The organism is Robertkochia sediminum (assembly GCF_016786255.1).
Classification (GTDB): Bacteria; Bacteroidota; Bacteroidia; order Flavobacteriales; family Flavobacteriaceae; genus Robertkochia; species Robertkochia sediminum.
The window spans coordinates 98,111-119,983 of record NZ_JADMKT010000072.1 but is presented as its reverse complement, the minus strand read 5'-3'; the positions used below and the strand labels follow the sequence as shown (position 1 = coordinate 119,983).

Below are 21,873 nucleotides of genomic sequence, written 5' to 3'. Positions count from 1 at the left end.
TGCCGTTGCCCACAATTATGAAAAAACTTCTACTAACTGTATTATTCGTATTTATAATAAATTCGGTTTTCTGTCAAAACTTACTAGATGACAAATATTACTTTGTAAATGGAACCGAACTCTATGGCATTAAAAAAAGTAATGATACAATCTTTGAATTTAAATGCAATTCAAATTTTAAATGTGCCCAGAAATACAGGAGAATTTTTAAAGTTCTAAAGAGCAAAAGAATTGGATCTAAAGAGATTCTAGCAATAGAGCGAATTGATTCAATTCCCCTAACAACAAACCCAATTCCAGCAGATCGTTATAAATTAATAGGGTTTGAAAAGCTTGAACAAGGGAAACTAAAATTCATTAATGAAGCTAAAACCTATACTCTTGATTCGCTTTCTGTAATTCCATTTGACATTCAGTTTTTAAACAATAAATTCGGGTTTACTTATTATTCAGAATCCTATCTATCTCAATTAAAAACGGATTATAATATTAGTCCTGAATTAGCTCAAAAGATTTTAGCAGGTTTAAAAAGTAATACTGAGCTAATAGAACTTTATAGAAAAACAAAAACGGGAGATATTTATGGAAGCGGCATTACAGCAGAATTAATTGCTACAGAAATGATTAAAATAAATTTAAGCCCCCTCGATGCAAAAAAACGACTTGAACAAGCATTGAAAAAATAACTGTGGGCAACATCGGCTATATCTCATGGCTAGTGTAGTACTTCTAAAAAAGAAAAAAATATTCATGAACTCAACCAGGCTATTCGTTTCCATCGGACGCACCGTGCAACCCGCCCGCCACGAGCCATAGCCTGACCGTTAGGCGCAATTTTAAAATGAATGGAACTGATTACATAACAATTGGATATAATTTTCTTCAAATTTCCATTAATGCAATTGAGGAAATGGAAAAACAAGGAAATAAAACTTTAGTTTTCATGGACGGAGGAAAATCTGATGCTGAGACTGGGGAAGAATATGACCAAAAAACCAAATGGGCTGATCAAAACATTGGTATCCCTGTTTTATTTAATTTCTATCATGGGATTGAATTAATCTTAAAAGGATTAATAATTCATTGTGGAGGAAATCTTGAGAAAAAAACACACAAATTATCCGCTCTTAATGAAAAACTAAATGTCTCCCCAAAAAGGCCAAATCAAAATCTATTAAAACACTTTAATGAAATAATTTCGGGTAATAGCTTCAACCTATTTTTCACCCAGAATGAAGAGACAGTAGATTCCTTTTATGAACTATTTAAATATCCCGAATTGAAAAATGGGAAAAAAATTCAATTCAAAACTTTAAGAGGTCAGGAAGAAATTAGTCTGATGAATTTTATTGATATTAAGAGGCTTGCGATTTTGACCAAAGAAAACATTATCAAATGGAAAAAAAGCGCCTAACAACGTGTATAAGCCATTGCTTTCCTCCAACAAGTTTCGAAAATAATCCCTAGATTAGACCAAACGAAAAAATTGAGCCTGGCATTTCAGTGGCTCAAGCTCTCAGCCTCCAAAGGCCAACACGCAGCTTGATCCACCCACCTGCAACGGCTCATACACCTACCGTTGTATGTCATTTAAAAACATGAGACCTAAAATCAAATCTTTGCTGTTATTTACCTTATTTGTTACCATAACATTGAGTTGCAAAAAAAAGCATCATGAATCCGATGATTATGAAATACTTTCTACCGTTTTGAATTATGCTTTCGGAAATGAATCAGATCTTGAAAATGGACAAGGTTGGATTGACGAGACTAAAGAATATCACTCTTTATTGTTATTAAACCACACGAATCTTAGGAGTTTAGACATCGAAAGTATTGATGATTATTTGACGTTTAGAGAGATTTCGGAGTTTACCATTGAAGATTTTAAATTAAAGCATAGATGGAATATTCAGAAGATTAAAGACTACAAGAGGTATAGACTTGTAGCGGAATCTGACCAAAATATAAGAAGCCCATATATTGGAATGGTTCAAATCTCTTCAATTAGTTACAACCAGAATTTTGATAAAGCAATAATATATATATCATTCTTATGTGCAGGAAATGGAGATTGTGGGTTTTCAAGCATTTTGCACCTAAAAAAAGATAAAAATTGGGTTATCGAAAAAGAGGAAATATTATCCGTTTCATAAAAACGACATACAACAATGGTGTATAAAGCATAAATGAAATTTCCTCCAGCTCGTTTAAAGGCCCTCAAACCAGGCCGGGTAAACGAGTTATTTTTATCACATTACTTTATTAGGCAGTTCCCAAACAAGCCAAACATAAAAGCACCTTAAAAGTACCGCTCTCAACCATGGCATATAAACCATTACGATCTCATTCTGAAATTCCTTGTTCTATTAACTTTTCAAGAATGCAAACCTTAAATTTTGATTTTTTGAATATGACTTATTTGATTTCAGGATTAACTCAGGTTGTTTGATGAACCTGACGGAGTAAGTTTATAGGTAAAAAATTTAAAATGGATGATATTTTTGGCTCGTTCACCTATCCTGGATTCGGATCGGCTGAACAAGCCATTCAAAATTTCGTCTGAGAAAGGAAAGGCAAAAAACGTTGTAAACGTTTAAAAACGGATATTTAATATTTATAGGAAGTAGATGAGTTTAACTACTGACCTTGTTCCCTTTGGTTGTATTTCCCAACTTCGATTTCAAAACACTCATATCTTCACTGATCTTCCGGTCTAATACCTGGGCATAGATCTGGGTGGTTCTTAGATCCCGGTGTCCGAGCATCTTGCTCACCGTTTCAATGGGTACGCCATTGGTTAGGGTTACCGTGGTGGCAAAAGTATGCCTGGCCAGGTGGGTGGTGAGTCGCTTTTTAATGCCACATAGGTCTGCAATCTCTTTTAGATATGCATTGGCTTTCTGATTGGTGAGTACAGGAATCAGACAGTTCCCATTTTCCACCTCCGGGTGGTCTTTGTATTTATCCATGATACGGAGAGCAGGAGGGAGTAGGGGGATCCTGCTTTTAGAGTCGGTCTTGGTTCGGTTGATCCGAATCCACAGATCTCCGTCTATTCCGGTTACTACATGATCTCTGGTGAGCTTTTTGATGTCGGCATAGGCCAGACCGGTATAACAACAGAAAACGAACATATCCCTAACCTGGGCGATCCTGGGGATGGATAATTCCTTAGTGACCAGGCTTTCGAGTTCGGCCTGGGTGAGGTATTCGCGCTCCTTCCATTGGTAGGAGATCTTATAACCGTAAAACGGATCCTTGGTGATCCATTCATTGGCTACGGCTATTCGTATGATCTTTTTAAAATTGTTCACATACTTCATGCTGGTATTGTGGTTGCAATTGCGACGAGTCTTTAGGAAGTATTCAAATCGCCTGATAAATGCCCTGTCGACCTCATTTACAGGTATGTCCTGCCAGCCGTATTCCTCCTCTATGAATTGTTCCAGATGTCCTTTGGTGGTATCATAGCGGATCACTGTTGCAGGGGCATAACCCTTTCCTGAGAGTTTCCTTAATTGATCGTTGTGTTCCCCAAATATCTCCAATAGCATTTTGGAAGGGGTAGCCCTGTTCTGGACCATTTTCCGAAGGGCGTTCACGTTAAATGGATTCCCACTGTCCTGGAGTTGCTGAAAATATTTATTGGTTTGATAGGTGATCTGTTCCAGGTGAGCGTTGATCTGCAAGTTTTCTTTCTTAGTTCCTGTCACCCGCTCATTTTTAGTGCTCCATAAGGATGGAAGCGCCTTTCTTTGGGTACTTAGTTCAACCCGTTGACCATTCAAGGTGATACGTTGAAAAATACGGCATTTACCCTGTTTATCGGGTTTATTTTTACGGAGGACAAAACGGATGGAATAGGTGTTTTTCATGACCTTTGGATTTATGGTAAAAAAAGACTCACCAGAATTCCTATTTAAGGTACAAAATCTCTGGAAATCAAATGTTAAAGAAAATCGTGGGAAGGCCTATGAATACAGGTAGTTTGAAAAAGCTGGTGAGTCTTTTTTGTCTTTAAAAAAGTACTCCCGAATTACCACCTTTTTAACAGTATTTAAAGGGGTTTAATTGAATGCAAGAAAAATAAAAAACCCCGTAAACACTGGTGGTTTGCGGGGTTTTGGTGAATTTTAAAGTCCACCCAGTGGAGTCGGGGAGATTCGAACTCCCGTCCAAACAAGCAATTAAAATGCTTTCTACATGCTTAGTTACCGTTTAATTGTCGACCTGCAGCTGACCGGAAACCGCCCACTACAAGCTTAGCTTCTTAAGATTTGAGATCACATCGAAGCACTGCGATCTCTATGTTGACTTTTATGGTGCCTCAAAACGGGACGCCATCAACAAGGGCTTCCCAGAGACATCTCGCCTCCCCGCCTCGCAGGGACGTGGCCGAAATCCTACTATGAATTCAGATTAGGCAGCAAGAGCATAGTTATTCTCGCCATTTAAAAAGGTTGAAATATGAGATTAAAGAGCTATATCCCAGCGCTCTGCATGCTTACACTCCAATTAGACTCGCTGTCAAAACCAGTCGACCCCAATATTTTTCAAAGAACTTCTCCTCTTAACCCGGAAGAATAGGGAAGGCAAAACTACAATAATTTTCTATACCTCCCCAGTTTACGGCTATACATTCAAAATCTATGCCAGTATGAGTTCTTCCCGTTGTTCGCAGTCCATAGCCTTTCTTTCTGCCATGGTGTCGTGTTTCTTCATGCGTCTGGAACTGTCGAGATCTTTATTGTAAAATCCGCCGCGGTTTTCATCTTGCCGCGAGGACTGACAAATAATAAGATGCGCCACATTAACCATATTGCGCAGTTCACACAATTCCGGGTTAAGTCGCGATTCCCTGTAGAGGGTTTCCACCTCCCGGTAAATGGTTTGCAAATTTTTTGACGCCAGGGCCAATCGCTTATGACTTCTCACGATCCCGACGTAATCTCGCATTAAAGCCTGCAGTCTTTTTACATTGTGTTTTACTACGATATTTTCACTGTTTATCACGGTGCCCTCATCATTCCACTCAGGGATGCTTCGGGGAACCTCCGACAGGGACTGATAGCGTTGCCAGGCAAAAATACGATGGGCATAGACCAAGGCCTCCAGGAGGGAATTCGAGGCCAGCCTGTTCGCGCCGTGTAATCCTGTTCGGGAGCATTCGCCACAGGCGTAAAGGTTGTGTATGGAGGTGCGGCCGTGCTGGTCTACATCAATTCCACCACAGAGGTAATGCGATGCCGGTACTACCGGGATCCAGTCGGTTTGAGGATCTATGCGATGCTCCAGGCATTTTTGTTTGATGTTTGGGAAGTGAGCTTCGAATTCGGCAGCATTGAGGTGGGTGCAATCCAGGTAAACACACTCTTCGCCGGAGCGTTTTAACTCCCGGTCTATGCCCCGTGCTACGATATCTCTGGAAGCCAGTTCACCACGTTCGTCATACCTGAGCATAAAACGTTCACCATGCTTATTACGCAGGAATGCTCCGAAGCCGCGAACAGCTTCTGAGATCAGGAACGATTGCTTCTCGGCACCATCCAGCAGAGCGGTAGGGTGAAATTGCATGAATTCCATATCGGCTATACGTGCTTTGGCGCGATAGGCCATGGCTACCCCGTCGCCGGTGGCGATAGCGGGATTGGTGGTATGTCCGTATACCTGTCCGACCCCTCCTGTAGCCAGTAGGGTGGTGGATGCTTCAAAGACTTTGATCTCTCCGGTAACCTGGTCCATGACATAGGCCCCGTAACAACCGATCTCATTGGGAAGGTCATTTTCAAAATGGTGTTCGGTGATGAGATCTATGGCAAAATGGTGATCGAAGAGGGTGATATTAGGTAACTGATCGATGCGTCTGAGCAGGGCCATTTCGATCTCATGGCCCGTGATATCCTTATGATGTACAATGCGGTATTCGGTATGTCCGCCTTCACGTCCCAGGTTCAGACTTCCCCCATCGTCAATATCAAATTGTGCTCCCCAGTTCATAAGTTCGTGCAGCCTGTCGGGCCCTTCGTTCACCACCATGGCTACCACCATGGGGTCGCAATGACCATCGCCGGCCCTTAAGGTATCTGCAATATGCTTGTTAAACGAATCTTTTTCGCGATCCCAAACCACGGCCACTCCGCCCTGGGCGTATTTGGTGTTCGATTCGGCCTCATTGGCCTTGGTAACAATGCTGATATGACGGTCGGGCAGGGCTTCGGCCATTTTTACCGCATAGGTAAGACCTGCAATTCCCGAACCTATTACCAGATGGTCTGTTCTCAATTTCATGATCAGGAAAGTGCCAGCATACGCTCTATAGGGCGTAAGGCTTTTTTACGTAGGTTTTCTTCAACTTCTATTTCAGGGGTCTCTTCCAGCATACAGCGGTAGAGTTTTTCGAGGGTATTTACCTTCATATAGGCGCACTCGCTGCAGGCACAGGTATTATTTTCTAATGCCGGCATGGGGATGAGGTCGGTACCCGGTACTTCTTTTCGCATCTGGTGCAGGATACCCGCTTCGGTACCAACGATGTATTGTTTTTCCGGTTGCTGCTTTACGTGGTTGATCATGCCTGCGGTAGACCCGATATACGATGCGGTCTTTAATATATGCGTCTCCGATTCGGGATGTGCTATGATCTCTGCTTTCGGATATTCCATGTGGAGAGAGGTGAGCTTATCCATGCTAAAGGCCTCGTGCACTACACAGCTTCCGTCCCACAGGAGCATGTCTCTTCCTGTTTGTTGCATGATGTATTTCCCCAGGTTGCGGTCGGGAGCGAAGATGATCGGAATATCTTCAGGAATGGAGTTCACGATATCCAGGGCGTTCGAAGAGGTACATACCAGGTCGCTCATGGCCTTGATGGCAGCAGAGCAATTGATGTAGGTCACTACAATATGTTCGGGATGATCGTTGACAAAGGGTTCAAAGGCTTCCGGCGGACAGCTATCGGCAAGAGAACAACCTGCATCGAGGTCGGGAAGTACGACCTTTTTATCGGGATTGAGGATCTTGGCGGTCTCAGCCATAAAATGTACCCCTGCAAAAACGATCATATCGGCCTCTGTTTCTGCCGCTTTTTGCGATAATCCAAGGCTGTCGCCCACATAATCGGCTACATCCTGGATCTCAGGGCGCTGATAATAATGGGCCAGGATCACGGCATTCTTCTCTTTCTTTAACCGGGCTATTTCTTTACGGTAATCCATTTGGTATGGGTCTGTGTTTTAGATAGGTATGTGCTTTTATTTTCCGATCTCCATGCAGAGGAGATGAGCTGCAAATTAGGTATCTCTTTGGAGATTAACTGTGACATTTGTCACTCTGAATCAAAAGATGCGTACCTCAAAGCAGGTTCTGTTTGTGTATTCCTTTTTGAGCGGTTATTTTAGCGGAAATATTCATACAACCACGAGCCCATGACCTTTGCCATTATTAAAGAAAGAAAGAATCCGCCCGATCGCAGGGTAGTTTTATCTCCGGAAGCCTGTAAAGCTATTATCGAACGCTTTCCGCAGGCCAAACTGCTCGCAGAGCCTTCTGATATCCGGGTGTTCCCGGATGCGAAATATGCTGAAGCGGGAGTGGAGGTGACCGGTGATCTTTCTGCTGCCGATGTATTACTGGGGGTGAAGGAGGTGCCTGTTGATGCGCTTATTCCGAATAAGAAATACTTTTTCTTTTCGCATACGATCAAAAAGCAACCGTACAATCGCGACCTTTTAAGGGCGATCCTGGAAAAGAACATCGAGCTCTATGACCACGAGGTGATCACCAATGAGAAAGGGCAGCGCCTGGTGGCGTTTGGCCGCTATGCCGGCCTGGTTGGTGCATACAACGGGATTCGCACCTACGGACTCAAACACGGACTTTTTGAAATGCCTAAGGCAGAGACGCTGCCTGACCTGAAGGCCATGAAGGCTACCCTTAAGACCTTTGAGCTGCCACCGATCAAGATCGTGCTCACCGGAACCGGAAGGGTAGGAAGTGGTGCCCGGGAGATCCTGGAGGCCATGGATATTCAAAAAGTTGCTGTTGAAGATTACCTGTCTAAAGATTTTGATGTTCCTGTGTTCTGTCAGCTGGATTCTCTAGATTACAACCGGCATAAAAAAGGAGAGGAGCATTCCATTCATAATTTTTATTTCCACCCGGAAGAATACGAATCCAGTTTTATGCGTTTTGCAGCGGTCTCTGATATGTTCGTAGCAGGACATTTCTACGGTCAGGGATCACCCTATCTCTTTACCCGTGAAGATGCAAAGTCACCTGAGTTTAAGATCAGTGTAGTAGCCGATATCTCCTGTGATATCGATGGCCCTGTAGCCTCTACGATCAGGCCTTCGACCATTGAAGACCCAATCTATGGGTACCATGCTGCCACCGAATCGGAAGTGGATTTTATGAAACCGGAAGCCATAGCGGTCATGGCGGTTGATAATTTACCATGTGAGTTGCCTGCCGATGCCAGTGAAGGCTTCGGAACGAGTTTTATCGAACACGTGATCCCGGCATTCTTTGACGGTGACGCCGATGGGATCCTGCTGCGCGCCCGTATGACACAAGACGGCAAGCTTACCGATCGATACAGTTATCTTCAGGATTATGTAGACGGCACCGATCAGGCATAGTGCTCCAGGAGTTCCCGGAGGTAATCGGGTATCTGGGTTAATGTCCCTTCGTCTTTAAGTACCTGGAGGTCTTTAAGGACCGTTTCTTTCATGCCATGTTGTTCTGCATTTTTGAGTGGAAGTATTTGTTTGTACAGATCCTTTGCACGAGTTTCATCGCCGGACAATAAGCAGTAATGCGCCAGATTGCAACGGCTTTCAGGAGAGCAATCACAGGGAAGGGCTTTCATTTCCTTCAACAATCGCAATGCTTCAGACATATTGCCGGTACGCATATAATACCATGCTTGTTCGCTGAGTGCATCCCCGTAGTTTTCCATCCCACGGTAATGCCCCGGGAATTTCCGTACGTGTTCGCCAAGGAGGGTAACGATATGTTCCTGAAAAGGGATCTTTTCCTGAGGTACGATCGTTGACGTTACTTCTTCCTTCCATTTCATGATCTCACCGGAGATCTTCAGGAAGTGAAGCCCCGAAAGGTCCTGGTCGTTAAAGCGCTCGGAGTAATAGCGGTGATCGTTCAGGATGTTCTGAACGGCCGGCAGGTGTTCCGGTAAATTAACGGCTTTGACCTTGACCATCTTCAGCAAGGCGAGTGCTTTCTCCTTAATTTCTGTATTCAGCGAATTTTCCCATTGCACGTAATACAGTTCTACCAGGTTCATCAGGCTGGAACAAAGGTCGGCATTGAAGGCCACCGGTTCTTTTGTGGCCAGGTCCTGGCGTATCACGATCGCCCGGCGAAGGTAGCCTTCTGCAGCTTCCAGGTCATCCTCCATAAGCATGACCCCCAGATTGTGCAGGGCAGTAGCCAGGTAGTGACTGTAGCGATGAGGTTCTTCTTCACTGAGATGCTCATAGGCCCTGATCGCTTTTTCGGCATAGGCTATTGCCTGTTCCTTTTTGTTATTGGTAGCGTAAAGGTTGCTAAGGTTCGTCAGTGATGATCCGATCCATGGCAGATAACCCGAAGAGCTGCTTTCCAGTTGCTCGTAGTGTTCCAGGGTTTTAGTGAAGTATTCTTCGGCCTTGAAAAAGGATTCCAGATCCCGGTAGGTTACTCCTAAATTGTTCAATAGGCTGCCTATGATCATTCCCGTGTCCTGATTGCCTTCTGCATGTATCTTACTGTACAGCTCCAGGGCTTTGAGAAAATGTTTTTTGGCATCGAACAGCTGGAGTTTGTCACTAAAGAGATGTCCCAGTTGCTCATGTGCCCGGGCATGGGCCTCATACACCGCTTCTGTTTTAGTACGGTCAAAGTACAAGGCTGTCTCTTTAAGGTATTTCTTGATGTAGTATTTGTCGTTGATCTGCGTATAAAGTTCACTTAGCCTGTAGTTCACCATAGCGATCTTCAGCATATTTTCTGCTTCCTGTTCACGGTAGTATTGGTTGGCTTTCTTCAAAGCAACAATGGCTTCTTCCGGTTCGCGGTCGGCCATCAACAATCCCAGGTTGTTATACAGGGCTGCAAGGTGATCGGTATTTCGATCGACCTTTTCTTCTTCCAGCGTGATCATATTTCCTATCAGTTCCCTTGCAGCCTCGCGGTCGCCTGATCTGCGGTAAAGATCGGCGAGGAGGTACTTGAGGGCAAAGGCTTCAGAAGGGTCTTTGGTAACCTCCAGGGCCTTTTGTGCCCGGGCGATGCGTTCGGTATTTGAGGTATCCATAGTATTGTTGTTTTAATAACCGCTTTGGGCGGCATTTACTTTGCATTGATCGGTATAGCTAAGCCTGCTTATTTCATCACAGGGAAAGGTCTCACTGCGGAAAGTGGGCTTCTGCATGTCGATAAGACTGAACCCTTCAGCCTCCAGATCGCTTACCAGGGCGTGTAGCGCCTGATCTACGGCTGCATTATCGGGAGCCCAGATGTATTCACCAAAGAAGATCTTACCTATAGCCACCCCAAAGAGTCCGCCGATGAGCGTTACGCCTTCGCGAATCTCATATCCGCGAAGCATTCCTTTTTCATGGAGTTCACTGAAAATGCGGAACATACGCTCGGGCAACCATCGGGGATTCATTTCTTCCTGCTCATTGAATACCGATTGCAGGTGGCGGAGCAGGGCTTCGATCGCTTCTGTTCTTTGAACACTTCTCCCGGTGGTATCTGTTACTTCAGGTGGAGGCAGGCGCGCCGGTAGTTCCAGCACCAGTCTCGGATCGGGCGACCACCATTTAACATGTTTCATGGGGTGGTGCCAGTAATAGAGTGCGCTATTGTAGGCCCTGATCAGGTTGTCTGCGGTCATATCACCTCCCACGGCAACGAGGCCGTCGATATCGGCAAAATGAGCAGGAGGAAATGCTGCAGGTCCTTTTTTTATTTCAAAATGCGGCACGGCTATGTCTGATTTTTCGGGGTTTCCAGTTCGTCCAGTTCTCCCAGTTGTTTAAGGATATCAAAGGTCTTTTTGGCTTCTTCTTCATCGACCACACTAATGGCCGCTCCCACGTGCACCATGACGTAATCATTGAGTTGAGCCTCAGGGACCAGGGTAAGACTTACTTTTTTTACCACCCCGTCAAACGATACCTTCCCGGTGCGAAAAGTGTCGTCGAGCACGTCATCGATGGCAATGAGCTTGCCTGGAATAGATAAACACATTACGGTTGTGGTTCAAGGGTTGCTTTCATTTTGTGTTCCAGCCAGGTGTACCAGGCATCCATACCTTCTCCGGTCGTTGCCGATACCTCTACAAACTTCAGGTTAGGGTTAACCTTGAGGGCATTCTCCTTTAGGGCTTCCAGGTCGAAGTTGAGGTAGGGAAGAAGGTCCATCTTATTGATGATGCAGAGCTGGGAACTCAGGAACATATCGGGATACTTGGTGGGTTTGTCTTCCCCTTCGGTGGTGGATATGATCACTACCCTGTCGGTTTCTCCCAGGTTGAACATGGCCGGACATACGAGGTTCCCCACGTTCTCAATAAAGAGTACGCTGTTTGATGTCGGATTTAGTTTTTTAACGGCATCGTAGATCATGTCGCTCTCCAGGTGGCATCCTTTCCCGGTATTGATCTGTACAACGGGTACCTCCTGTGCTGCGATGCGGTTGGCATCGTTAAGTGATTGCTGGTCGCCTTCGATCACACAAAAGGTGATGTTGTTCTTTTTATCGGCCAGGGTGCGCTCTAACAGGGAGGTCTTTCCCGAACCGGGAGAGCTAACCAGGTTGAGGGCAAGAATGTTCTTTCCTTCGAAATAGCCTTTGTTTCTGGCGGCCATCAATTCATTGTGTTGCAATACATCCTGTTCTACGGCGATCACCTTTTTCTTATGGTCGTCTATTGGATCATGGTCATGATGATGGTGGTCATGATCATGGGAGTGACCGTGGTGATGATGTCCGTGGTCGTGATCATGGTGATGATGGTGGTGGTCATGGTCATGATGATGGTGGTCATGGTCATGATGATGGTGATCGTGGTGATGATGACCGTTTTGATGATCTTTGTCTACCAGGAGGATGTTGTTAGTTCCATCGCCTCCGCATCCACAAGTTCCGCACATAATTTTTTCTTTTTTTGGTTATTCCACTTCCAGTGCCTGTACCCGCAACTCTTTTCCCTCTACGATCCCTTTCAGGTAGCTTTTACAGGAAGGGCAGGGTTCATAGACCTGGTTAATGGTGAATTCATTATCGCATTCCAGGCATTTGGCTTTGCCGTTCACCCGCTGAATGTGGCGTTCGGCATGCTCCAGTACGGTATCTTTTACTGCCATTGGCCATACAAAATCGAGGGCTTCGAACTCGATCCCGGCCAATTCGCCGATCTCCAGTTCGATACGCGTGATCCTTGAGGCTTTGGCCTTATCAAGTTCATTTTTGGCGATCCTGACGATGCCCATGGCTACCGATAGTTCATGCATAAAATGCAGTTTTTGGTCAAATAAGTTCAATAATAATAAGATATCCGACCCTTTAAGATGATAATAATCAGTTTTTTAACTGAAAAATTGTAATAGTTTTAAACGACTTTACCAAAAACCATCCGAATAAAAGTGAAAACTTATGGCAACCAGGAATGACAAAAGGGAGACGTATTACGAAAGTATAATCAAGCAGGGGTACAGCCGTCGCGACTTCATGAAGTTCGCAACCTATATCGCAGCCTATATGGGGGTAGAAACTTCCATGATCGGGCAGGTGGTTAAATCTCTGGAGACCACTTACAGGGTGCCTGTGATCTGGGAGCATTTCCAGGAGTGTACCTGTTGTAGTGAATCATTTATCCGTTCAGACCACCCTATCGTGGCCGATATCATTTTGGATAAGATCTCACTGGATTACACCCTGACCTTAATGGCCGCCTCGGGTCACCAAGCCGAGAAGGCCAAGCACGATACCATGGAGAAATACAAGGGTGAATACATTCTTTGTGTCGAGGGTTCTGTGCCTCTGGGTGCCGATGGTAATTACTGTTGTATCGCAGGGCGTTCTGCTAAAGACATCCTGGTAGAGGCTGCAGCGGGAGCCAAGGCGATCATTGCCTGGGGAAGCTGTGCCACCAACGGATGCGTTCAGGCTGCCTATCCGAATCCGACGGAAGCCACACCTATTCATAAGATCATCAAGGACAAACCCATTATCAGGGTACCCGGTTGTCCCCCCATAGGCGAGGTCATGGCCGGGATCATTATTCATATGGTCACCTTCGGTAAACTGCCGGAACTCGATCGTATGGGAAGGCCTAAAGCCTTTTACGCCAAACGGGTACACGACTCCTGTTACCGCAGGCCCTACTACGATGCCGGATTGTTCGTAGAGTCCTTCGACGATGAGAATGCCAAAAAAGGGTACTGCCTGTATAAGGTAGGTTGTCGCGGACCGATGACCTATAATTCCTGTGGGACCATTCGCTGGAATAATGGGGTGAGTTTCCCGATCCAGTCCGGTCACGGATGTATAGGATGTAGTGAAGAGAACTTCTGGGATAACGGACCGTTCTATGAGCGTTTGACCAGTCTTCACGGATTCGGGATCGAAAGTTCTGCAGATACCATTGGTAAGGTAGCTGCAGGAGCCCTTGCAGGGGGTATTGCTGCCCATGCTATCGCAGCAAATGTCTCCAAGCGTAAAGAGTTACGCCTGAGAACCAAAGGCGGTAAAGAGAATGAGAAAAAATTAGACCTCTAATAAATAAATCGTTATGGCTAACAGAATAGTAGTTGATCCTGTAACCCGGATAGAGGGGCACCTTCGCATAGAAGTGGAGGTCAAGGATGGCGTGATCACAGACGCCTTCAGTTCCAGTCCGATGGTAAGGGGACTCGAGAATATTGTAAAAGGAAGAGACCCCAGAGATGTCTGGGCGTTCGTGCAACGGGCATGCGGGGTTTGTACCACCATACACGCTCTGGCTTCGGTACGTTCGGTAGAAGATGCCCTGGGCATTGCCGTTCCGCCAAATGCCGAAATGGTGCGTAATATTATGGAAGGCGCCCTGTACATGCACGATCATACCGTGCATTTTTATCACTTACACGCCCTGGATTGGGTAGATGTGGTCAATGCGATCAAGGCCGATCCTGCCAAAACCTCAGAACTCGCACAAAGCATATCTCCCTGGCCAAAAAGTTCGGTCGGATATTTTACCGATGTCAAGAAAAAGATCACCAGGTTCGTGGAAAGCGGACAGTTGGGGATCTTTGCCAACGGGTATTGGGGGCACCCTCAGATGAAGTTGCCTGCTGAAGTGAACCTCATGGCGGTGGCCCACTATCTGGAAGCCCTCGAATGGCAGAAGGAGATCGTAAAAGTACACACCATCTTTGGAGGTAAGAATCCACACCCCAACTACCTGGTAGGTGGTATGGCCTGTGCCATCAATACGGAAGATCCCGGCGGACTCAATGCCGAGCGACTGGCTTATGTCGGCAAACTACTGGAAGAAGGGAAACAGTTCATTGAACAGGTATACATCCCCGACCTGCTGGCTATTGCCTCTTTCTATAAGGATTGGGGGAAAGTAGGTAAGGGTAGCTTCGGAAACTATATGTCGTACGGAGACTTCCCGACCAATGGCTATAACGATCCTGCCGGATTTAAATTTCCCGATGGTGCCATACTGAATTTCGACCTTTCGAAGGTGCATGAGGTTGACCGACGCAATAACGATATCGAAGAGTTCGTAAATAACTCCTGGTATGAATCATATGCCGAAGGGGCCAATTCGGGAAAACACCCCTGGGAAGGAGAGACCAATATCAAATATACCGGTCCGCAACCCCCATACGACCAGCTCAATGTGAACGAGCCGTACAGCTTTATTAAAACGCCACGCTGGAAAGGTCACCCTATGGAAGTAGGGCCATTATCCCGTATGCTGGTGGGTTATGCCCGAGGCAATAAAGAGATACAGGAAATTGTGAATGCGAGTCTGGCCAAACTGGATGTTCCTGTTGAAGCACTTTTCTCTACACTTGGGCGTACTGCCGCCCGTGGTATAGAGACCCAATTGGTAGCCAACTGGACCATGGAGTTCTACGATACGCTTATAAACAATATCAAGAATGGCGATACCCGAATGGCCGATTCGAATATGCGGGAACCGGAACGATGGCCGGCAGAGACCAAAGGGGTAGGGCACTGTGAAGCACCCCGGGGGGCACTTGCACATTGGATCCGGATCAAAGATCAAAAAACCGAGAACTACCAATTGGTGGTGCCTTCCACCTGGAATGCTTCGCCAAGAGATCCTAAAGGACAGCGGTCGGCTTATGAATCTACACTTATTGGGACTCCGGTTGCCGATCCGGAATTGCCATTGGAGATCATCAGGACCATTCACTCCTTTGACCCTTGTATAGCCTGTGCGGTGCATTTATACGATGAACACGGCAAACACATCTCTCAGGTTTCTAATGTTTCCGGATGTGATATATAAATCAGCATTATGATAACTAAGAATTTTAAAAGAGTATACGTTTGGGAGCTTCCGGTGCGGATCTTTCACTGGGTGAATGTGTTGTGTATCATTGTTCTGGGGGCCACCGGATTTATCATAGCCGATCCGCCTGCGATCATGTCGGGGGCCGAAGCCAGTGAATCCTACTGGTTTGGTACCGTACGCTATATCCACTTCGGGACCGCCTATGTATTCTTCTTTAATATGCTCATGCGAATCTATTGGTCGTTCGTAGGGAACCGCTTTGCAAGCTGGAGGCAATTGTTTCCTTTTACCCGTAAAGCCCTGGAGAATGCGGTTCACGTGACCAAGGTCGATGTGCTCTTGCAGAATGAAAAGAAATTTGACCTGACCAATGTTTCGGTAGGTCATAATAGTGTGGCTGCCTTTTCTTACCTGGTGCTGTTTTTCCTGGCCCTGGTACAGGTGTTTACCGGTTTCGGACTCTATGCCGATAATGCCGGTTGGTGGTTGCCAAAACTCTTTGGATGGGTGCCCCAGTTTCTCGGGGGTGATTTTATTACCCGAACTATTCACCATATCGTAACCTGGCTGTTCATATTCTTTACCCTGGTGCATGTGTACCTGGTATTTTATCATGACTGGCTGGAAGGTAGAGGTGAGGTCTCGTCCATGTTCGGAGGCTATAAATTTGTTCGGGACGAACGCTTAAAGCACGATGAACCTGAGGAAGCACCTAAAAAGGAAGAAGGTTCGGTAACCGAACACTGTTAGAGATCTTTTAACCTCCGTAAACCAATGAGAAAACAAACTTCAGATAACCCTGTTGCGATTAGCAGCGACTCTTTCTTTTACGAGAAGGACAAGTCCGACGCCACCCTGATCCTTGGAGTGGGTAATTACCTTATGGGGGATGAAGGCGTCGGGGTGCAAGTTATTCAACAAATGGCAGGAATGGACCTGCCGGAGCGTACTGATATTCTCGATGGAGGAACCGGCGGATTCTTACTTCTGAACTGTTTTGAGTCATATAAAAACATCATTTTTATTGACGCTACCATGGATGGGGAGCCTGAAGGTACCGTAACCCTGCGCAAGCCGAAGTTCGCTTCTGATTTCCCAAGTGCCCTGAGCGTGCATGATGTCGGACTCAAAGATATGATCGAAGCGGTATACCTCATGGAGATGAAGCCTGAGCTCTATCTTATTACCATCTCGGTCAGTGAGGTTGTACCCATGTGCGTAGACCTGAGTCCGGAAGTTCAAAAGGCCATTCCAGAGGTCATTAATACAGCATTTACGCTGGCTTCTGAACTGGCCAATGTATCACAAAACTCTTGAAGGTAACCCGTAAAATAACGATCTGTGGCCTGGTTCAGGGTATTGGTTTCAGGCCTTTTGTGCACCAGGTAGCCCATCGTTTTCACCTGAACGGGGAGGTGAATAATAATGAGAATGGGGTGCAGATCCTCGTAACCGGACCGTCGGAGGTTATCGATGCTTTCTATCACGAATTGCTTCATTATCCCTATCAGCTTGCCCGCATCAAACGCAGCAGGATGGATTCGGTTACGCTCCGGTCATTTCCTGATTTTCGAATTGTTCCCAGTGAAAAAGGCAAGCGGGTGAATCTGCCCTTTACACCCGATATGGCACTGTGTGAACATTGTACCAAGGAGCTGGAGGATCATGAAGACCGCAGGTTTGGGTATCCGTTCACGGCCTGTGTGGAATGCGGCCAGCGGTGGTCGATCTCAAAGGCCTATCCTTTTGAACGTGAGCATACCTCGTATCGCGATCGTTCCCTGTGTCCTTCCTGTGAAACAGAATACACCCATCTTGACGACCGGAGGTATCATGCCCAAACCATTAGTTGCGCTGAATGTGGTTTTTCCTGCTGGTTGGAAGAAGGCGGGAAAAGGATCTCAGGTAAGAATGTCGATGTATTTGAAGCCGCGGCTAAACTCCTGAAGCAAGGAAAGATCCTGGCGGTAAAGAATTCTGCAGGATTCTTGCTGTGCTGTGATGCGACAAGTACCCCTGCCATAAACGAACTTCGAAAACGTAAACACCGTCCCGATAAACCCCTGGCCGTACTTTTTAAAGACCTGGAAGAGGTAAGGGCTGTAGTGCACTGCAATACAGAAGAAGCAGAAGAATTACAAGGAAGAGTGAGCCCTATTGTGATCATGCCCTTACGCCAGAACCCCGATATACTGTTGGCAACGGACGCATTGGCGCCCGGACTCGATCAATTAGGCGTCATGCTGCCTTATAACGGCATATTGCGATTATTGGCCAATGCCTTTGGTGGCGCGATGGTGGCCACCAGTGGGAACATGCACACCAAGCCCGTGATCGCCGATAACCAAACGGCCCTGGAAGAACTGGCGGAAGTAGCAGATGTGTTTTTGTTACACGACCAGGAGATCGCCAATGCCCAGGATGATTCTGTGGTGAAATTTACCCCGGAGCATAAACAACGCATTGTCATGCGAAGATCAAGGGGGATGGCTCCCAATTACTTCGATGCCCCCATGACCTCCGAAAAACAACTCCTGGCCATGGGAGGTGAATTGAAATCGGCAATCGGACTTATCCCGAATCAATACCTGTATATAAGCCAGTACCTGGGAGCTCTCGGTGCGTTGGAAACCTATGACCGCTACCGGGAGGTGCTGGATCGGTTTTGGGAGTTGTTCGATCTGAAACCCGAACTGGTGATCACCGATAAGCATCCCGGATATCAAAGTACCCTTGCAGGGACAGCCCTTGCTAAAGAACAAAGCATCCCCCTAAGACAGGTACAACATCACGAAGCACATTTTGCGGCCATTCTCGGGGAACACCACCTCCTTGATCACCGGGAGACCGTGTTGGGTGTTATCTGGGATGGTACCGGATACGGAGACGATGGAAACGTGTGGGGAGGAGAGTTCTTTACCTATAAGGATCACTATATACATCGCTTAGCCCATATGGGATACTTTTCATGGTTGGCAGGAGATAAGATGGCCAGGGAGCCCAGGTTATCCCTGTTGGCGGCTGCAGATAGTGAGCAGTTACTTGAAGCGATCAAGCACAAGTTCAGCACAGCCGAATGGCAGGTGTATACCCAACTTAAAAAGAACAACAGGCTACTCACTTCATCGGTGGGGAGGCTGTTCGATGCAGCCTCGTCTTTATTGGGGTTGTGTGACAGCAATACCTTCGAAGGGCAAGCAGCCATGTTACTGGAAGCCTGTGCCGCCAAAGGGCCCCGGGAGGGTGTCGAAGGCTGGGATGTCTTTGATGCCTCAGGCGAACTGCAGCCCTCACGACTCTTTGAAGTTATGCATAAGGCTAAGAAAGGTGGTGCTGCCCGGGAGGTTCTTGCCCTTGGTTTTTTAAAAACCCTGGTAACCTTTATCTTTAAGGTAGCAGACCGTTCCGGGGCGAAGATCATTGCATTGAGTGGTGGGGTGTTTCAGAATGCCCTGCTTACCGACCTTATCCTCACAGAGGCACAGGGTCGCTACCGGATCTGCCTGCACAGGGAATTGAGCCCTAACGATGAGAATATAGCCTTTGGCCAGCTCATGCATGCATTACATATAAAAGAAAATACATAGGTGAAATATTTAGAAGAATACCGGAACAGAGAAGCTACAGAAGTCTTTCTGAAAAAGATCTCGGAGACCGTTACCCGCCCGTGGAAGATCATGGAGATCTGTGGCGGCCAAACCCACGGGTTGGTGCGCAATGGGATCCTGGAGCTGCTTCCCCAAGAGGTGCAGATGATCCACGGGCCGGGATGTCCCGTATGCGTTACTCCTAAAAGCCTTATTGATATGGCCGTGCAACTTATGGAGCAGGGGGTTATCATGTGCTCCTTTGGCGATATGGTCAGGGTGCCCGGAACCTCAAAGAGCTTGCTTCAGGCCAAGGCAGACGGAGGTGATCTGCGCATACTTTACAGTCCGATCGAGGCGGTGACCGTGGCACGTGAGAACCCTGACCGGGAGGTGGTATTCTTTGCGGTAGGCTTTGAGACCACGGCCCCTGCTAATGCCCTTTCGGTATTACACGCCAAAAAGGAAGGCCTCACCAATTTCTCCCTGCTCGTATCCCATGTCCTGGTGCCACCGGCCATGGAAGCTATTCTCGAGGATGAATTTTGTGCGATCGACGCCTTTCTCGGTGCGGGGCATGTATGTGCTATCATGGGTATGGAAGCCTATTTTCCGATCGCCGAAAGGTATAAGGTCCCTATTGTAGTTACCGGATTTGAACCTCTTGACCTTGCGGAAGGCATTTATATGGCCGTAAAGCAACTGGAGGAAAAACGTGTGGAGGTAGAGAATCAATATTCCCGCGTGGTGAAAAGGGAAGGAAATACAGCGGCCATTAAGGTCATAGAAGAAGTGTTCGAGATCTCACAGCGGGAATGGCGCGGAATAGGGCCTATTCCGGACAGCGGATTCAGGCTGAAGGAAGCCTATGCCGATTTTGATGCCGAGCGTAAGTTCCAGGTGCGTTCCAATACCTCCGAACAGGCTTCGGGGTGTATCGCCGGGGAGATCCTCAAGGGGCTTAAAAAACCGCATGAATGTAAGTTCTTCGGTAAGGAATGCACACCAGCCCAACCACTGGGAGCCCCTATGGTTTCTTCAGAAGGCGCCTGTGCCGCATACTATCACTTTTCAGGTAACCTGATCAAAAACTAACCTGTATATGAATAAGGATCATATTGAATTGGGTCATGGGAGCGGAGGACTTCTGACCAGAGAGCTTCTAGATGAGCTTATCTTTTCTACCTTCAGCAATGAACAGATCGACCAGAAACACGACGGTGCTATTCTCCCTATGTCCGGCCATGTGGTTATGTCTACAGACACCTTTGTGGTCTCGCCCATTTTTTTTAAAGGGGGGAACATCGGTGAGCTCGCCGTTAACGGATCTGTGAACGATGTGGCCATGTGCGGTGGGATACCCCGGTACCTTTCCCTGGCCTTTGTTATTGAAGAAGGCTTACCGGTAGCCGACCTCAGGAAGATCCTTGAAAGTATACGCCATGCTGCCGAAAAAAGCGGTGTACAGGTCGTTACCGGAGATACCAAGGTCGTGGAGCGGGGCAAAGGCGATAAGATCTTTATCAATACGACCGGGATTGGCACCCTGCATCCTAAGGCCCATATTGCCATGCAACGTATTAGTAAGGGCGATAAGATCATCGTGAATGGGTCCCTTGCCAGGCACGGGATGGCCATCATGTCTGAGCGGGAAGGCCTGGAATTCGAATCGGAGATCGTGAGCGATACGACCCATCTCAACACAACGGTCGAAGCATTGCTTGACAGATTTGGGAATGACATTCATTTGTTTCGCGATGCTACCAGAGGAGGGGTTGCAGGGGTATTGAGCGAGATCGCGACCGATACCGCCAAGGGCGTTTTTCTCAAAGAAGCCTGGTTGCCATTGGAAAAACAAGTCGAAGCCGCCTGTGAGATGTTGGGTATCGATCCGCTTTATGTGGCTAATGAAGGCGTTTTCGTTTCTGTGGTCAATGGGGCTATAGCCGGGGAATATGTCGAGGCCTTAAGGAGCATGGAAGGAAATGAAGATGCCGCTATTATCGGGGAGGTTACCGAAACCAAACCCGGAATGGTGATCCTTGAAAGTAAGATCGGTGGTAAGCGGGTGGTTACCCCCCTGATCGGGGAACAATTGCCCAGGATCTGCTAGTTAATGAACATCCAGTAAATACCAACTCCTATGGCTGCGATCCCGGTGATGAGTCGAAGGATTTTCATAAAGGCGCGTTTATCGTTCTTGCCAAAGACGCCCATATAGCCCAGTAAGAAGGTGAAAAATATCATAGCTGCAACCGTACCCAGAGCAAATCCGGTGATGTAGAAAGCAGCCTCTCCGCTATTCTCAAAACCCAACACAGGCAGAAAGAGTATAAAGTGTGCAACTCCGGCAAGGCCGTGCAGCGAGCCTATGGAAAAGGAGGCGATGTTGGCTTTTCGGCCATGGTGGTGGTGATGGCTACCATCTTCTATGATGCTATTCTTGGGGAAAAATGCCTTGTAAATGGCCCAAATACCAACGCCAACAAGTACAACCCCCACGAGTGATTCACTATAAGAGGAGATGAGTTCCAGGGGAGGAAAATCTTTAAGCATGGTGAACAAGATCCCGATAAGGAGCATGCCCGCTAAATGTCCAAGACCCCAGAACAAGCCGATCTTCCAGCTTTTACGGGTGGAGCCTACCGCAAAAGGAGCAACGGCAGCAAGGTGGTCGGGCCCGGAAAAAACGTGGGCGGCAGCGGCCAAAAAGCCGGTAAATATAGCGTAACTCAAACTCAT

Annotated in this window: 20 protein-coding genes and 1 other RNA gene; 11 read left to right on the top strand and 10 right to left on the bottom strand. The window is 46.9% G+C overall.

Going from position 1 to position 21,873, the window contains the following annotated elements; translation table 11 throughout:
* The 3 genes from IS446_RS05940 to IS446_RS05930 form a co-directional block, all read left to right on the top strand.
* Nucleotides 1-686, top strand: a 686-nt coding sequence (locus IS446_RS05940; protein WP_235996380.1) for a hypothetical protein, incomplete at its 5' end; no start/stop codon positions are given.
* Between the two features lie 155 nt (nt 687-841).
* Nucleotides 842-1,414, top strand: a complete 573-nt coding sequence (locus IS446_RS05935) for a hypothetical protein (RefSeq protein ID WP_203059093.1) — start codon at nt 842-844, stop codon at nt 1,412-1,414.
* A 169-nt stretch (nt 1,415-1,583) separates the two neighbouring features.
* A complete protein-coding gene (locus IS446_RS05930; RefSeq protein WP_203059092.1) occupies nt 1,584-2,156 on the top strand; it encodes a hypothetical protein in 573 nt (190 codons plus the stop codon).
* A 480-nt stretch (nt 2,157-2,636) separates the two neighbouring features.
* On the opposite strand, the gene IS446_RS05925 is transcribed toward IS446_RS05930, so the two are convergent.
* From IS446_RS05925 to nadA, 4 genes are all read right to left on the bottom strand, one after another.
* Nucleotides 2,637-3,878 carry a site-specific integrase gene (locus IS446_RS05925; RefSeq protein ID WP_203059091.1) on the bottom strand — a complete coding sequence of 414 codons (1,242 nt, stop codon included), beginning with the start codon at nt 3,876-3,878 and terminating at the stop codon, nt 2,637-2,639.
* A 270-nt stretch (nt 3,879-4,148) separates the two neighbouring features.
* Nucleotides 4,149-4,548, bottom strand: a transfer-messenger RNA (tmRNA) gene (ssrA, locus tag IS446_RS05920).
* A gap of 102 nt (nt 4,549-4,650) precedes the next feature.
* Entirely contained in the window at nt 4,651-6,291 is a 1,641-nt protein-coding gene (gene nadB / locus IS446_RS05915; protein WP_203059090.1) for an L-aspartate oxidase, read from the bottom strand.
* A gap of 2 nt (nt 6,292-6,293) precedes the next feature.
* Nucleotides 6,294-7,217: a quinolinate synthase NadA gene (nadA, locus tag IS446_RS05910; protein ID WP_203059089.1), complete on the bottom strand. Its 924-nt coding sequence runs from the start codon at nt 7,215-7,217 to the stop codon at nt 6,294-6,296.
* Between the two features lie 210 nt (nt 7,218-7,427).
* Here nadA and IS446_RS05905 point away from each other — a divergent pair, with 210 nt between their 5' ends.
* Nucleotides 7,428-8,639 (top strand): NAD(P)-dependent oxidoreductase, encoded by a 1,212-nt coding sequence (locus IS446_RS05905; RefSeq protein WP_203059088.1) that lies wholly within the window; start codon nt 7,428-7,430, stop codon nt 8,637-8,639.
* Here IS446_RS05905 and IS446_RS05900 read toward each other — a convergent pair.
* From IS446_RS05900 to hypA, 5 genes are read right to left on the bottom strand one after another with little or no spacing between them, the layout of a single operon-like run.
* Nucleotides 8,630-10,315 carry a tetratricopeptide repeat protein gene (locus IS446_RS05900; RefSeq protein WP_203059087.1) on the bottom strand — a complete coding sequence of 562 codons (1,686 nt, stop codon included), beginning with the start codon at nt 10,313-10,315 and terminating at the stop codon, nt 8,630-8,632. The genes IS446_RS05905 and IS446_RS05900 overlap by 10 nt on opposite strands.
* Before the next feature lie 12 nt (nt 10,316-10,327).
* Entirely contained in the window at nt 10,328-10,990 is a 663-nt protein-coding gene (locus IS446_RS05895; RefSeq protein ID WP_203059086.1) for a GNAT family protein, read from the bottom strand.
* 2 nt (nt 10,991-10,992) lie between these two features.
* Nucleotides 10,993-11,256, bottom strand: a complete 264-nt coding sequence (locus IS446_RS05890) for a HypC/HybG/HupF family hydrogenase formation chaperone (RefSeq protein ID WP_203059085.1) — start codon at nt 11,254-11,256, stop codon at nt 10,993-10,995.
* Nucleotides 11,256-12,161 carry a hydrogenase nickel incorporation protein HypB gene (gene hypB / locus IS446_RS05885; RefSeq protein ID WP_203059084.1) on the bottom strand — a complete coding sequence of 302 codons (906 nt, stop codon included), beginning with the start codon at nt 12,159-12,161 and terminating at the stop codon, nt 11,256-11,258. The genes IS446_RS05890 and hypB overlap by 1 nt, the downstream gene beginning before the upstream one ends.
* An 18-nt stretch (nt 12,162-12,179) precedes the next feature.
* Nucleotides 12,180-12,521 carry a hydrogenase maturation nickel metallochaperone HypA gene (gene hypA, locus IS446_RS05880; RefSeq protein WP_203059083.1) on the bottom strand — a complete coding sequence of 114 codons (342 nt, stop codon included), beginning with the start codon at nt 12,519-12,521 and terminating at the stop codon, nt 12,180-12,182.
* A gap of 142 nt (nt 12,522-12,663) precedes the next feature.
* On the opposite strand from hypA, the gene IS446_RS05875 reads away from it, so the two are divergent.
* Genes IS446_RS05875 through hypE form a run of 7 tightly spaced genes read left to right on the top strand, consistent with a single transcriptional unit; the run spans nt 12,664 to nt 21,244 of the window.
* A complete protein-coding gene (locus IS446_RS05875; RefSeq protein ID WP_203059082.1) occupies nt 12,664-13,788 on the top strand; it encodes a hydrogenase small subunit in 1,125 nt (374 codons plus the stop codon).
* Nucleotides 13,789-13,801: 13 nt separating this feature from the next.
* Nucleotides 13,802-15,538, top strand: a complete 1,737-nt coding sequence (locus tag IS446_RS05870) for a nickel-dependent hydrogenase large subunit (protein ID WP_203059081.1) — start codon at nt 13,802-13,804, stop codon at nt 15,536-15,538.
* Between the two features lie 9 nt (nt 15,539-15,547).
* The gene (cybH, locus tag IS446_RS05865; protein WP_203059080.1) at nt 15,548-16,294 is read left to right on the top strand and encodes a Ni/Fe-hydrogenase, b-type cytochrome subunit; all 747 of its coding nucleotides are present in this window, start codon (nt 15,548-15,550) and stop codon (nt 16,292-16,294) included.
* 24 nt (nt 16,295-16,318) lie between these two features.
* Nucleotides 16,319-16,861, top strand: a complete 543-nt coding sequence (locus IS446_RS05860; protein WP_203059079.1) for a hydrogenase maturation protease — start codon at nt 16,319-16,321, stop codon at nt 16,859-16,861.
* The gene (gene hypF, locus IS446_RS05855; RefSeq protein ID WP_203059078.1) at nt 16,858-19,131 is read left to right on the top strand and encodes a carbamoyltransferase HypF; all 2,274 of its coding nucleotides are present in this window, start codon (nt 16,858-16,860) and stop codon (nt 19,129-19,131) included. Before IS446_RS05860 ends, hypF begins: the two co-directional genes overlap by 4 nt.
* Nucleotides 19,132-20,226: a hydrogenase formation protein HypD gene (gene hypD, locus IS446_RS05850; protein ID WP_203059077.1), complete on the top strand. Its 1,095-nt coding sequence runs from the start codon at nt 19,132-19,134 to the stop codon at nt 20,224-20,226.
* A gap of 7 nt (nt 20,227-20,233) precedes the next feature.
* A complete protein-coding gene (gene hypE, locus IS446_RS05845; RefSeq protein ID WP_203059076.1) occupies nt 20,234-21,244 on the top strand; it encodes a hydrogenase expression/formation protein HypE in 1,011 nt (336 codons plus the stop codon).
* Here hypE and IS446_RS05840 read toward each other — a convergent pair.
* Nucleotides 21,241-21,867 carry a hypothetical protein gene (locus IS446_RS05840; RefSeq protein ID WP_203059075.1) on the bottom strand — a complete coding sequence of 209 codons (627 nt, stop codon included), beginning with the start codon at nt 21,865-21,867 and terminating at the stop codon, nt 21,241-21,243. The two genes, hypE and IS446_RS05840, sit on opposite strands and share 4 nt — an antisense overlap.
* Between the last annotated feature and the right edge of the window lie 6 nt (nt 21,868-21,873).

Bases quoted from the DNA above. Each gene is read 5' to 3' on its own strand.
- IS446_RS05935 (WP_203059093.1), top strand. From the start codon at position 842: ATGAATGGAACTGATTACATAACAATTGGATATAATTTTCTTCAAATT.
- IS446_RS05930 (WP_203059092.1), top strand. From the start codon at position 1,584: ATGTCATTTAAAAACATGAGACCTAAAATCAAATCTTTGCTGTTATTT.
- IS446_RS05925 (WP_203059091.1), bottom strand. From the start codon at position 3,878: ATGAAAAACACCTATTCCATCCGTTTTGTCCTCCGTAAAAATAAACCC.
- nadB (WP_203059090.1), bottom strand. From the start codon at position 6,291: ATGAAATTGAGAACAGACCATCTGGTAATAGGTTCGGGAATTGCAGGT.
- nadA (WP_203059089.1), bottom strand. From the start codon at position 7,217: ATGGATTACCGTAAAGAAATAGCCCGGTTAAAGAAAGAGAAGAATGCC.
- IS446_RS05905 (WP_203059088.1), top strand. From the start codon at position 7,428: ATGACCTTTGCCATTATTAAAGAAAGAAAGAATCCGCCCGATCGCAGG.
- IS446_RS05900 (WP_203059087.1), bottom strand. From the start codon at position 10,315: ATGGATACCTCAAATACCGAACGCATCGCCCGGGCACAAAAGGCCCTG.
- IS446_RS05890 (WP_203059085.1), bottom strand. From the start codon at position 11,256: ATGTGTTTATCTATTCCAGGCAAGCTCATTGCCATCGATGACGTGCTC.
- hypB (WP_203059084.1), bottom strand. From the start codon at position 12,161: ATGTGCGGAACTTGTGGATGCGGAGGCGATGGAACTAACAACATCCTC.
- hypA (WP_203059083.1), bottom strand. From the start codon at position 12,521: ATGCATGAACTATCGGTAGCCATGGGCATCGTCAGGATCGCCAAAAAT.
- IS446_RS05875 (WP_203059082.1), top strand. From the start codon at position 12,664: ATGGCAACCAGGAATGACAAAAGGGAGACGTATTACGAAAGTATAATC.
- IS446_RS05870 (WP_203059081.1), top strand. From the start codon at position 13,802: ATGGCTAACAGAATAGTAGTTGATCCTGTAACCCGGATAGAGGGGCAC.
- cybH (WP_203059080.1), top strand. From the start codon at position 15,548: ATGATAACTAAGAATTTTAAAAGAGTATACGTTTGGGAGCTTCCGGTG.
- IS446_RS05860 (WP_203059079.1), top strand. From the start codon at position 16,319: ATGAGAAAACAAACTTCAGATAACCCTGTTGCGATTAGCAGCGACTCT.
- hypE (WP_203059076.1), top strand. From the start codon at position 20,234: ATGAATAAGGATCATATTGAATTGGGTCATGGGAGCGGAGGACTTCTG.